Below are 12,187 nucleotides of genomic sequence, written 5' to 3' on the forward strand. Positions count from 1 at the left end.
TACGTGTTAAGTGATGCCAGTAATAGATAGTGCGTCTGAGACTCAGTGTTGCAGTGTTGGAACACTAGATGCTTGATTGATTGAAGAACGTCGTCTGTACTTTGCTCAACCACTGGCATGGATGCACTGTATTCAGCGCAGGACTGGCGATTGTGTTGCCAGTTAGTGGTTGTTTAGCTCACTTACTTTTAATGACAAGGTTGTTATGAAAAAAAGCAGCTCGTGGCTTATGTGGTTTGTGCTGGTTGTCACTTTGGTGTTTTCCAGCGTTAGCACAGCGCAAACTCAAGGAGATGAGAGTGAAAATGAGCGGTGGTTCGCTATTGATTCGCTTAACGCAGGGCTGGGAGAGGTGCCGGAAGAGGCTAAGCGGATGTCTCCACGAGAAGCGGTTCGTAGCTTTTTAAACTTCACCGAAAGTGGAAATTACGCCTCAGCCGCGCATTTGCTTAATCTAAACGGCATTGATTCAAGCGAACAGCAGGCGAGAGGAGCTGAGCTTGCGAGGCAGTTAGCGGAGGTACTAAAGCGTGGCGAGTGGCTAAATGCTTCGAATCTGCCTGCTCGCCAAGACGCAGCGATTGAAGATACTTCTGGTCAGAACCCCTTAGCGGGGTCGCCACGGCGAAATATAGAGCTGGCAGCATTAAAAGTAGAAGGACAGGCTTATGATGTTCGCATAGGGCGTTATCGAATCAACGAAGAGGATCCTGTTTGGCTAGTAATGCCAGAGAGCGTGTCGTCTATTCCAGCTCTCTATGAAGAGTATGGGCCTTCAATGCTAGAAAGCTATATTCCAGAACGGTTGAAGGCATCGTTTGGCATACTAAAAATTTGGGAATGGTTAGCGATCCCAGTTTTTTTAATCGCCATCGGAACGGTAGGCATGGTGACTTATTACGTTGTTGGGCTAGTGGCACGCATTCTGCCTTCAGGCGTGTCTACTATTTTCGCCGATCAAATTGGTGTGCCCATGGCGATGATTGTTATGTCGCTGGTAACGCAGATGTTGCTGGACTACGTTGTATCGTTTTCCGCCATTGTGACGACAACGTTCCGCGTATTGTTGATCTCAATTATGGCCTGGGGGGCTGGTACCATTGCACTACGCTTGATCGACACGATCATGCTGCGCATGACCCGGCGCTTAGTCGGGGAAATTGACGATACCAAGCCTAAAGACAAGAGACGTCTGTTAACCTCGCTGTATGCTTTGCGTCGCGTGATTATCTTAATCACCGTCATTGGTGTGTCGGTTTATGTGCTGGGGCAGATCCAGCTGTTTGAGTCTTTAGGTTTATCGCTGTTGGCGTCGGCTAGTGTGCTGGCCGTACTGGTAGGTATTGCCGGCCAAGCGGTGTTAGGCAATATCCTCTCTTCTTTTCAGCTGTCGCTTGCCAAGCCTATACGAATTGGTGACTTGGTCATCTTCGAAGGGCAATGGTGCTATGTTGAGGGCATTTTTTATACCTTTATTCGACTGCGCTCCTGGGATGAACGACGTGTCATCGTGCCGGTTACCTACTTTACGTCTAAGCCGTTTGAAAACCTCTCGGTGAAGAGCACTAAAATGTACCGTTTCTTAGAACTGACGCTGCATTTAAGCGCTGATATTTCTCAAGTGAGGGAGATGTTTTTAGCCTATGCCCAGGAAGAAGATAATGTCATTGAGCACCATAAGTTGCTTTGTTACGTGACCAAACAAACGGCCTACGCGCAAACGGTCACTTGCTATTTAATGACATCCGATCCTATGGCGGGCTGGACGGCCGAGATGAACATTCGTGAAAAAATGCTGGCCTTTATCCGTGATAACCATCCCGAGTGGTGGCCAAGAGAAGTCATGGTTATCAGCCATGAAGATATTGCACGCGGAGAAGGGCAAGGCAAGCGTTCGCAGGGAACAGACCATTCTGCGGATAAACCATCTGAATAGAGGGCAACCAAGCAGCGGCAAGTGCCGCTGCCTGACGTATCAGCTTGTTGGTATTTCATCTTGTTTACGCTGAAATGCCAGCAGGCCATACGTTATGGTAGCGAGACTACCTCTAACGGAATATCTACGCCGAACTGCTGCAACATGCGTTGAAAGGTTTCTACGTTATAGGCATCACTTTCTGTCACTAGGCCACGAATTTGTCCCGTGCCCTGTGTGCCGTTGCCTAGCCCAGCGACAATCGCTTCGGCGGGATCGAGGAAGCGGCAGTTTGGTCTCGCCGATTCGAAGAAAGTACGCAACCAAGGTAGATGGGTACTTGAAAGCGTCAGAGTATCGATATCAGGATGCCGTTGGAAAACGTCGTCTATAAAAGCCGAGACCGCTTGCTGAGTTGTCTCTGGGTCGAATATGAAGGCACCATTTTCGACAAGCTCCACCATGGGGGAGGCATTGATCAGGCTAACGTTACCTGGATCAGGCGCATGGTGAGAGATAAATTGCTTCAGAGGTGAACTTTCGATGAGCGAATGCACACCCATAATGCCAATCTTGCCTGTAACCGATGCGGCAAGCGCTTCTTCGATAGGTGGGTAGACGCCGAACAAGGGGACCAATGTGCTTTGACGAATATCGTTCAGCACCATAATAGAAGGAGCGTTCGAGGCGATGACAATAGCGGATGGCGTGTAGCTCTCTAGAAAGCGCAGCGTGCGATGCATGACTGTGAGTAATTCATCACGTCCTTTGCTGCCATAAGGAAAGCTCGCCCGGTCAGCAAAATATAAAATATCCTGTTTGGGAAGGCGTTTGTGTATCTCCGCAACAATGGCATAGCTACCAATACCCGCGTCGAAAACAGCGATAGGTTGGTGCATAGCAAGATCCTTGGCGTCGGCTGGTAAATCCTAATGATCCATAATGTTTAAACGCTATGGAAGTGTTATTTCCAGCGAATGCTAAAGAAGGAAAAAATCATATTTAAGGCAAGCGGGAGGGGGAGCAATAACTATGGAGGCACCTGTTGATCAAACGGCTGAATACTGGTTTTAGCTGACTGCTCGTTTTAACGATCCCGCTAGCGGAAAGAAACACAAGGACGTTAGGAAATGGACATGATGAAATCACAATTACAGGTAGTGCAGCGTTTTCTTCCCGATTGGGGTGTTACCTACGGCCCGGCAGGCGATGGCCCTTTTAGGCCAACCGCTAATACGTAACTCAGCTAGCCAAGCCTGAATACTAAGCTTGGCTAGCTAAACGTTTTATCCTGTCGGCAGCAATGGCTACCTCGTGTTGGCCAGCGTTTAAGCCCAACGGCCAATTAGGGTTAAAAAGCCATCTTCATCGATAAACCCTTTATCGCCGGTGACAAACCAGCGTTGGCCATCGAGTTCTTTAATGGCGGCGGCTGTGCGCTTCGGGTCGTTTAAGTAGCCCTGCATCACCTGGGGACCGCTGATCAAAATCATGCCTGCCTCCCCGGTAGGCTGTTCCGCAAAGCTTTCCGGCTCAACGATCTTAAAGCTGGTGCCGGGAAGCGGCATGCCAACGGTACCCGCTTTACTACCTTTCTGTATGGTTTGGTAATGAGCGCCCAGTGAGTCTGGCAGGTTAACCGAGGCCACGGGGGCGGTCTCGGTTGCCCCATAGCCTTTATAAATGGGCTTATGGAATTTTAAGACGAAGTCGCTGCATACCTGCTCATCCAAGTTTTCGGCACTGACAACGACTGCCCGTAGGCTTTCTAGCATGGGTGGGTGCACGTTGGGGCTGTGGTTTAGGTGCTGTAGAAAGTCTGATGTGCCGAACATCAGGGTGGCTTTGTGCTTGGCGACGGCGCAGGCAATGCCAGCAGTGTCGTTGGAGTCCGCGTGGCAGACCAGTGGCAGGCCTTCGATAAGTGGCAGCAGTTGGGTAACGGTGAGCCCAAAGGCATGAAACAGAGGCAGCGAGCCGATCACCACATCGTCATGTTGGGTATTAAGCACATCGGAGGTCTGCTTAATATTGGCCATCAGGTTGCGGTGGCTCAACATGACGCCTTTGGGCTGTCCTTCGCTTGTGCTTGGAAACACAATGGCAGCGGTGGCATTGGCATCTCTACTGCGGCAGTAAAGGCGCTGAAGCAGCCATGAAGGTAGCAGGCGAACGGCAAGCCAAGTGCTGATGCGTTCATGACGCCGGATATTGGCTTGTAGGTCTTCCAGGTAAATCGTCTGGGTATTTGCCAGCTGTGAGTTAACGCTTAGCCCTTGTTGCTGAAGTTTTTCGACGAAGTGGCGCGAGGTCAGCACTGTATTGATGTCGGCTTGGGTGAGTGCCGCAGACAACACGTCCTCTTTCGCGGTGCCATTGGGTCTGTTGTTAAGATGATAGTTGAGGTTAACCAGCGTTTTTCCAGCCAGAAGTGTTGCCATATTGGCCAGTGCTCCCGCGCTGCTATTGGGTAGCAGTAGGCCCACGTTTTGCTCAGGGGTTAGCGTGTGGATGCGCTTTGCAATAAGCAGACTGGCGGTAAGTGCTTGGCCTGCCGTCAGCGGGCGGCTAAGGGAATCAGTGAGTGCTTGTGCAGCAAGGTTACGCTTCACGCTACGAATCCAGGCGTCGGGCAGCGAGGGCAGTTCATCGATAGCATGTTGCCACGAGTTGGTTGCTTGTTCGAAGATGCGCCGTTTGAGCACGTCGGCCGGGGTGTCTTTAGGCAGCGGCTTGCCAAACGCAACGACGACTGAGCGATGGAGAGGCGCGTTACGCAGCTCTTTGAGTTTGCTGGATGAGCGGGAAAACTGGCTACCCCACAGCCCGCGCAGGTAAAACGGCACAATACGTACCTCTGGGTTCGCCAGCTTACAGGCGCGTTCATAGCCTCGGCGCAGCTCGCCTAGCTGGCCGTTGCGGCTGATCGCGCCTTCAGGGAATAGGCATACCACTTCACCGTTATTCAGCTGTTCGGCAACCGCTGCTAAAGCGTTATCGGCTCCTGCGCCCCGTTCGATAGGAATACAGCCCAGCGCTTTAAAAAACCAGCGTAAATACCAACGCTGATAAATATCCTTCAACATGACAAAACGCACGGGGCGAGGGCAGGCGATTTGCACCATTGCCCAATCTACCCAGCTGATATGATTGCCAAGCAGCAGCACGCCGCCTTGGGCAGGCAGGTGCTCTAACCCATGAACATCAACACGGTAACGGCGGGTCAGCAGGAAACTGAGTAGAAAGCGTACTAAGCTTTGCGGCAGTTTGAAAATGGTGTAACCACCACCCACCATGGCGACGGTAGCCACGAGTAGCAACAGATAATGGCTATCCACACCTGCCAGGGCAAATAGTGCGGTAAGCACTAAGAAACCCAGCATAGACAGGTTCTGAATCCAGTTGTTAGCAGCTAGCACGGTACCTAGTTCATGGTCTGCCGCATGAAATTGAATCAGTGCATTGAGCGGTACAATGAATACTCCGCCCATCATGCCAATAAATACAAAGTTCAGCGCTTGGCTGATGGGGGTAGTGAACAGTGGCAGGCACCACAGACCCACCGCAACACCAACAGCGCCCAAAGGAATCAAGCCGGTTTCAATGCGATTGCGAGACAGCTTGCTGGCAAGCAATGATCCTAACGCAATCCCAATGCCGCTAGCGGCAAGAATACCTTGCAGGACTAAGGTGTTATCAATGCTGAGTGCATCTTTGGCATAGGCGGGGAACGCAGCGAGCAGCACCTGGCCCACCGACCAGAAAGTGGCAAGACCGATAATCGACAGCCGCAGTATCGGTTGGCGTCCCAAAATGCTCAGGTTGTCTTTAAGTGCACTGCCTTTGATATAGCGCTGCCAAGTGAGCGGGGGGGGGGAAGGCTGAGCGGTATCCAGTTTCAAGCGATAAAGCGCTATCACTTGTATAGCGCTGTTCAACACCAGCAGCCAACCCAGCGGTGCAATGCTGCGTAATAGTTCGCCGGGTGTTTGAGCGCGGGGCACTATCCAGCTTTCAAACAGCGCAGTAAAGGCCACGGTGCCTGCCAAAATGGCACCAATGGTGACGGCCTGGATAAGCCCGTTAGCTTCAGCCAAGCGAGGTTTGCCAAATAGCCCTTTCACCAAGCCATACTTTGCGGGAGAGTAAAAGGCTGATTGAACTGCCAGTACTAGCGTCATGGCAAACGCCAGCCAAAACCAACCTTGGTAATAAGCGGCGGTGATGCCCAGTGAAACAGCGACAGCGGCCCAGGCTGAAACCCGCAGAATGCGGACTTTGGGATAGCTATCCGCCACATGGCCTGCTGGGCTAAACAGCAAAATAAACGGCAATAGAATAAGCCCATTGACCAATGCCGTCAGTACCACCTGGATTTCGCCGTCGTAGCTTTTAAAAATCGTGTTTTGAATGACGATTTTATGCCCTAAATCCACAAAGGCATTCAAGAAAATGGCAATCAGGTAGGGCCAAACACCCGTGATGCGTAGTAAAGGTTGCATGAAATGACGCCTTATAAACCAGAAGTTAGAGCACTTTCGGTAAATGGGGTTAATGTTGCAACTCTGGTAGTTAAAGTTGTGTTATTTGGGCTTTAAGGTATCGTTATACGCTACTTTATACGTCTGGAGGTGATGTGTCTCAGACAAGCGCGCTTATTGATACCTTAAAACGCCAGCTGCGCTCCCAAGGGAAAACTTACGCTGATGTGGCGTTATGGCTTGGGTTAAGCGAGGCTTCGGTCAAACGGCTATTCGCTGAGCAGCACATTACCTTAGAGCGGCTAGAGCGTATTTGCGACCAGCTTAACCTGGAATTTGCTGAGTTGGTGCAAGCCATGCAAGAGGAAGAGCACCGTTTGCAAGAGCTGACCCAGGCGCAAGAGCAGAGCATTGTCGATGATCGTGAGCTGTTTTTGGTCGCTGTGTGTGTGATTAACGGCTATCGGTTTGATGAAATTCATCACCAGTACCAGCTCAGCGAGGCGCAATGCACTCAGCAACTGCTGGCGCTAGAGCGGCTAAAACTGATTGACCTATTGCCGGGTAATCGAATTCGGCGGCGTGTGGCCGCGAATTTTCGTTGGCGGCCTGGTGGCCCTATTCAGCGCTTTTTCCAGCAATATATTGCCACAGAGTTTTTTCAGTCTCGTTTCGATAGCGACAGTGAAAAGCTCATTGTGCTGAATGGCTTGCTATCTCATGCGGGTAATACTGAGTGGCAACAAACGATGCAGCGGCTAGCAAAAGAGTTTCACGCCCTGTGTGAACGCGAAAGTGGGCTGCCCATTCATCAGCGCTTTGGCACCACCTCGGTACTAGCTGTTCGTCAGTGGCAGTCCACGCTGTTTAAAGATGTCGCCCGCAGGTCGTATAGGCAAAAGAAAAATTTATAAACCAACGCTTTATGGGAATATGTTTTATGAGTTCACATTGTTATGAGTAGCGCTCCTTTTCAATTATTAGCCTGTCCGTTAGATGGCGAGCCGCTTCATTTGGCAGGCCGTACCTGGTGCTGCTCTGCGGGGCATAGCTTCGATGTCGCTAAGCAAGGTTATATTAACCTGCTTCCTGTACAGCAAAAGCGTTCCGCTGACCCTGGTGACAGTAAGCTGATGGTGGCTGCAAGGCAGCGTTTTCTTGAAGCTGGTTACTATCAGCCCATTGCGCAGGCGGTAAGTAAGCATCTGTTAAGCCATGCTGATGCGCAATCCGCCGGCTCACTATTTGGTTGCCTGGATGCTGGCTGCGGTGAAGGCTATTACTTGCGTGAGCTAGCCCGTACTGCATCCAATGCGCAGTCACTTTCACTGCTGGGGTTAGATATTTCCAAGTGGGCAGTCCTGTCGGCGGCTAGACAAGATGATAAAACATTTCCGCTTTGCCGTTGGGTCGTCGGGAGTAATGCGCACTTGCCAGTTCAAGCGGAGACGCTTGACAGTGTACTGTGTATGTTTGGCTTTCCAGTGCATCACGAATTTGCGCGGGTATTAAAGTCAGGTGGCCTATTGGTACAGGTTGAGGCTGGGGTGGGGCACCTGCGTGAGCTGAGGGAGGTGATTTATCCCACGCTTAAGCCGGACACGATAAATGAGCGGGAGGTGCCTGAGGGCTTTACTCTGTTGTACACAGAGTCACTTAACTATCAAATAACGCTGGAAGAGCAGGCATTAATTGGTGATCTATTAACCATGACGCCCCATCTTTACCGTGCCAGCCAGGAGGGGCGGGCACGTGCGGCGGCACTTGATGAGCTTACCCTGACGGTAGATGCCAAACTAATGGTGTATGAGCGTAAATAGGGGGCTAATCCGAGCATACTCTCTTTCTGAATCTTTATGCTAACTGCCTTTCATTTTGTCTTTCATGTTCAATACGCAAACGCAACAAGGCCCGCATAAGCGGGCCTTGTTATCCGAACCGGTTAAGGTCCGAGCAAACTCTTAAACCGTTAAGGTTTAGGACGTTTGCTTGATGTTAGAAGCCTGAAGGCCTTTTTTACCCTGGGTAACGTCAAAAGAAACGCTAGCACCTTCTTGAAGGGTTTTGAAACCGTCAGACTGAATTTCAGAGAAGTGAGCAAAAAGGTCGTCGCCGCCGTCAGAAGGAGCGATGAAACCAAAACCTTTAGTGTCGTTAAACCATTTAACTGTGCCAGTTGCCATGATGTAGATCCTTTCGCGCTAATGCGCTGTAATAAAGTTCCTGGTATTACCCAGATGAATAGTAGTGGGTGAAACAAGGAATACAATATCAGGCTGCCGAAATAGATCGTACACTTCTGAAACCATGCTGCTTGCTAACCAACTGACGTTACAGTACATGATTTTTTCTTCGGGTCAAAGCCTTTTTATGAATATTTTCTGGGGGATGGTGCCAGTACGGCGGTTTTTTTCATCCCATTGCTCAGGTGCGTGGGTGCTTTGCGGTGGGTCAGACCTGCAATATTAAAAATGCTATCTTTGGCGAAGCACTTTTGAAATGACAACCCTGTTGGTCAGGCACGTTATCAAATCGAGGAGAATCCAATGATTGCCGAACATGAATTGGCATACCTAAAGCGCGCTGTGGCTTTAGCAGAGGAAGCTTTAAATGCAGGGGATGAGCCATTTGGTAGTGTGCTGGTCAATGCTGAAGGTCAGGTATTAGCCGAGGATCGAAATCGCATTGCCGGTGGAGATTCTACTCAGCATCCAGAGTTTTCGCTGGCTCGCTGGGCAGCGAATCATATGACGCCTGAAGAGCGCTCGAAAGCGACCGTCTATACCTCAGGAGAGCACTGCCCAATGTGTGCGGCAGCTCATGGATGGGTAGGATTAGGCCGTATCGTTTACGTCAGTTCTTCTGAGCAGCTGGGAGCATGGCTGGCTGCATTGGGCGTAGCGCCACCGCCTGTCGCTCCGCTATCAATTAATGAGGTGGTGCCTGGGTTGACTGTTGATGGCCCAGTGCCTGGGCTGGACGAGCAAGTCCATGCTTTGCATCGCCGCTTGCACGCATAACGTCAGGCCAGGTTTTGAAGGGCTCGGTTTTAATCGACTGGCAAGGCTCGGTAAGCCAGGCATGATCAATAAAGACAAACGCCGCCTTGTGCTCGACAAGGCGGCGTTTGTTAAATCGGTGCATAAAAATGCATCAATGTGCCTAGTGTTTCAATATGACATAGAAGGCGTGAATGATGCCTGGAATAAAGCCAAATAGCGTGAGAATGATATTTAGCCAGAAATGTCCTTTGAAACCGACCTCAAAAAACACCCCTAGTGGGGGTAGAAGAATGGCAAAGATCATCTTGATCGGGTCAGTTGCGGTAAACGCCATGCAGCCTCCTTTGCTTACACAGTTTGTTGGTTAATAACGAACAGGTTAATAGTGTGGGTTTCTAGAAGGTAGATATCAATAACGGTTTTAGCGCTGACTGCTAATGCTGGTCTTTTAGCAACAGTGCGGTTCAGCGACTGAGCGTAACGTAGTCGCAATGACTAGGTTTTGCGAATCAGCGCGACCTAGGTAAGACCTCGTGTTTGGGCTATCGTTCACTTGCTTAGGTAGGCGCATTCAAGAACTTAGGTTTTCAAGAGCTTAGGTTTTCAAGAACTTGGATTTTCAAGAACTTGGATTTTCAAAAAATTAGATCTTCGAGAAATTAGGGCTGTGAAAGCCCATCGACTACAGCTGAATAAGGAACGCTATGAGTCACTATCTACCGTCATCTCTGCTGCTCGCGAGCGTTGTTCTGGCCAGCCCTGTGTGGGCACAGGTACCCAGTAGTGGGGAGGCGGTACTGCCTACGGTAGAAGTGAGCGCTCCGCGGCTAGCCCGCGAGCTATATGCTACGCCTGCAGCAGTGTCGACCTTGGCGCACGAAGATCTTGCTCAAGGTCGGCAGCGGGTGAGGTTGGATGAAGCGCTTAATCGAGTACCAGGGGTGTTTTTACAAAACCGCGATAACTTCGCCCAAGGGCAGCGAATCGCTATTCGCGGCTTTGGCGCGCGTGCTCCATTTGGTGTGCGTGGGATTACCGTTATGGTGGATGGCATTCCTTACACACTTCCAGATGGCCAGGCGCAGTTGGACGCCATTGATTTAGATAGTGCCGAGCGTATTGAGGTGATTCGCGGGCCGTCTTCAGTGCTTTACGGTAATGCGGCTGGCGGAGTCATTGATGTGACCACTGCCGATGGACGTGATAGCCCCGGTACACGGCTGCGGATGGGCGCAGGTAGTGATGGCTATCAAAAAGTGGCGCTGCAAAATGGCGGCGTTCAGGGCGATTGGTCACACCATGTCAGCCTGACGGCGCTTAGCATTGATGGCTATCGCGAACAAAGCTCAACCGAGAAGTATTTGCTGAATGCGAAGTTACGCCGAGAACTCGGCAGTGAGCGGGCGGTTACCGCGATTATTAATCTGCTGGAGAATCCCCGTTCAGAAGATCCCGGTGCACTCAATGCCCGTGAAGTTGCCGCTGGGCGCAATCAGGCTGCGCCCAATTCGCTGGCGCTAGATGCTGGGCAAAACGTCGACCAGCAGCTGTTGGGTCTGCAATACGAGGACTTGGCGGCGGGTGATGGAGAACTGTATCTTAAAGGCTTTATTGCTCAGCGTGATTTTGAACAGCAGCTACCATTTGTGGGCAGTAGTCGTTTGGGCTATCAGCGTGACTATATGGGCGCAAGCGCTGAATATCATCATGAAGTGGCGTTAGGGAGCTTGCCGCTGAGCTATATTGTTGGGGTGGATGTGGCGCGCCAAGAAGATGAGCGTTTTCGTAACGATGTCGATGCTCAAGGGGCTGTCGGCGAGTCGTTAGCGGATGAAACCCAAACGGCCACGTCCGCTGGCGTATTTGCCCAAGGAGATTTAGCGCTCTCGGAACAGCTCTCGCTCTCGTTGGGTGCGCGATTTGATCGGGTGGCGCTAGACGTCGACGATACGTTTCTTGATGACGGAGATCAAAGCGGGAAGCGTACCTTTAACGAGTGGAGTGGCTCGGCGGGGCTAAGCTATCGCTATCGTCCGCAGCACCAAGCGTATATTAATACCGGCACCGCGTTTGAGACGCCTACGTTTTCTGAATTTGCCAACCCGGCTGGTGGTGGTTTTAATCCCGCGGTTGAACCGCAAAAAGCATGGAATCGCGAGATAGGCCTGCGTGGCTACATTGAGCCGTTGGCGATGGATTACGATCTCGCCCTATTTTCGGTCCGGGTTCGCGATGAACTGGTGCCGTATGATGAGGGTGGCCGTACCTTCTATCAAAATGCAGGCGACACAAATCGCGATGGCCTAGAACTGGCGCTGGGCTGGCAGCTTTCCGACCAGTGGCGTTTGGATAGCGCTTTAACCCTCGCGCGTTATGAATTCGACAAGTTTGCAACACCTAGTGAACGTTTTGATGGTAACCGGATTCCCGGGTTGCCAGAGCAGACGTGGGTCACTCAATTGACCTGGGAAAACTTTGATCAGCGTTTCGCCACGTTGGAAACCGAATACATCGGTGATTTAGTGGCGGATAACGCCAATGCGACGGAGGTGGATAGCTATTGGCTGCTCAACCTCAGGGTAGGCGATGGTTGGCAGTTAAGTGAAGATACGCGACTAAGCGCTTATCTTGGTCTGCGCAATCTGCTTGATGAAAAACACTATGCCAATGTGCGCATAAACGGCACGTTTGGCCGCTTTTATGAGCCAGCCCCAGGACGCAGTGTTTATGGTGGTGTGGAGCTGAGTTTTTAATCAGAGGCACCCTAGCCAAAAAACGGGCGACCCATT

Annotated in this window: 9 protein-coding genes; 5 read left to right on the top strand and 4 right to left on the bottom strand. The window is 51.0% G+C overall.

Features of this window, described 5'->3' with window-relative positions; translation table 11 throughout:
- Positions 1-205: 205 nt before the first annotated feature.
- Positions 206-1,936, top strand: a complete 1,731-nt coding sequence (locus HVE01_RS13065; RefSeq protein ID WP_146944626.1) for a mechanosensitive ion channel family protein — start codon at positions 206-208, stop codon at positions 1,934-1,936.
- Between the two features lie 92 nt (positions 1,937-2,028).
- On the opposite strand, the gene HVE01_RS13070 is transcribed toward HVE01_RS13065, so the two are convergent.
- Positions 2,029-2,814 carry a glutamate racemase gene (locus tag HVE01_RS13070; protein ID WP_146944628.1) on the bottom strand — a complete coding sequence of 262 codons (786 nt, stop codon included), beginning with the start codon at positions 2,812-2,814 and terminating at the stop codon, positions 2,029-2,031.
- 429 nt (positions 2,815-3,243) lie between these two features.
- Positions 3,244-6,417: an acyl-[ACP]--phospholipid O-acyltransferase gene (locus tag HVE01_RS13075; protein ID WP_146944631.1), complete on the bottom strand. Its 3,174-nt coding sequence runs from the start codon at positions 6,415-6,417 to the stop codon at positions 3,244-3,246.
- A 134-nt stretch (positions 6,418-6,551) separates the two neighbouring features.
- Between HVE01_RS13075 and HVE01_RS13080 the strand changes: the two genes are divergently transcribed.
- Both HVE01_RS13080 and HVE01_RS13085 read left to right on the top strand, forming a co-directional pair.
- The gene (locus tag HVE01_RS13080; protein WP_125745951.1) at positions 6,552-7,310 is read left to right on the top strand and encodes a helix-turn-helix domain-containing protein; all 759 of its coding nucleotides are present in this window, start codon (positions 6,552-6,554) and stop codon (positions 7,308-7,310) included.
- A gap of 42 nt (positions 7,311-7,352) precedes the next feature.
- On the top strand, positions 7,353-8,216 hold the full coding sequence (locus tag HVE01_RS13085; protein ID WP_146944633.1) for a putative RNA methyltransferase: 864 nt from the start codon (positions 7,353-7,355) through the stop codon (positions 8,214-8,216).
- A gap of 156 nt (positions 8,217-8,372) precedes the next feature.
- On the opposite strand, the gene HVE01_RS13090 is transcribed toward HVE01_RS13085, so the two are convergent.
- Entirely contained in the window at positions 8,373-8,579 is a 207-nt protein-coding gene (locus tag HVE01_RS13090) for a cold-shock protein (RefSeq protein ID WP_125745955.1), read from the bottom strand.
- A 363-nt stretch (positions 8,580-8,942) separates the two neighbouring features.
- Here HVE01_RS13090 and HVE01_RS13095 point away from each other — a divergent pair, with 363 nt between their 5' ends.
- Complete coding sequence (locus HVE01_RS13095; protein ID WP_146944634.1) at positions 8,943-9,416, top strand: nucleoside deaminase; 474 nt, start codon at positions 8,943-8,945, stop codon at positions 9,414-9,416.
- 142 nt (positions 9,417-9,558) lie between these two features.
- On the opposite strand, the gene HVE01_RS13100 is transcribed toward HVE01_RS13095, so the two are convergent.
- A complete protein-coding gene (locus HVE01_RS13100; protein ID WP_038481890.1) occupies positions 9,559-9,732 on the bottom strand; it encodes a YqaE/Pmp3 family membrane protein in 174 nt (57 codons plus the stop codon).
- Between the two features lie 370 nt (positions 9,733-10,102).
- On the opposite strand from HVE01_RS13100, the gene HVE01_RS13105 reads away from it, so the two are divergent.
- Positions 10,103-12,151: a TonB-dependent receptor family protein gene (locus HVE01_RS13105; RefSeq protein WP_146944636.1), complete on the top strand. Its 2,049-nt coding sequence runs from the start codon at positions 10,103-10,105 to the stop codon at positions 12,149-12,151.
- The last annotated feature ends 36 nt before the right edge of the window (positions 12,152-12,187 follow it).

The organism is Vreelandella venusta, assembly GCF_007989605.1.
Lineage (GTDB): Bacteria > Pseudomonadota > Gammaproteobacteria > Pseudomonadales > Halomonadaceae > Vreelandella > Vreelandella venusta.

Excerpts from the sequence above, each read along its gene's own strand:
- HVE01_RS13065 (WP_146944626.1), top strand. The coding sequence starts at position 206 with ATGAAAAAAAGCAGCTCGTGGCTTATGTGGTTTGTGCTGGTTGTCACT.
- HVE01_RS13070 (WP_146944628.1), bottom strand. The coding sequence starts at position 2,814 with ATGCACCAACCTATCGCTGTTTTCGACGCGGGTATTGGTAGCTATGCC.
- HVE01_RS13075 (WP_146944631.1), bottom strand. The coding sequence starts at position 6,417 with ATGCAACCTTTACTACGCATCACGGGTGTTTGGCCCTACCTGATTGCC.
- HVE01_RS13085 (WP_146944633.1), top strand. The coding sequence starts at position 7,353 with ATGAGTAGCGCTCCTTTTCAATTATTAGCCTGTCCGTTAGATGGCGAG.
- HVE01_RS13090 (WP_125745955.1), bottom strand. The coding sequence starts at position 8,579 with ATGGCAACTGGCACAGTTAAATGGTTTAACGACACTAAAGGTTTTGGT.
- HVE01_RS13095 (WP_146944634.1), top strand. The coding sequence starts at position 8,943 with ATGATTGCCGAACATGAATTGGCATACCTAAAGCGCGCTGTGGCTTTA.
- HVE01_RS13100 (WP_038481890.1), bottom strand. The coding sequence starts at position 9,732 with ATGGCGTTTACCGCAACTGACCCGATCAAGATGATCTTTGCCATTCTT.
- HVE01_RS13105 (WP_146944636.1), top strand. The coding sequence starts at position 10,103 with ATGAGTCACTATCTACCGTCATCTCTGCTGCTCGCGAGCGTTGTTCTG.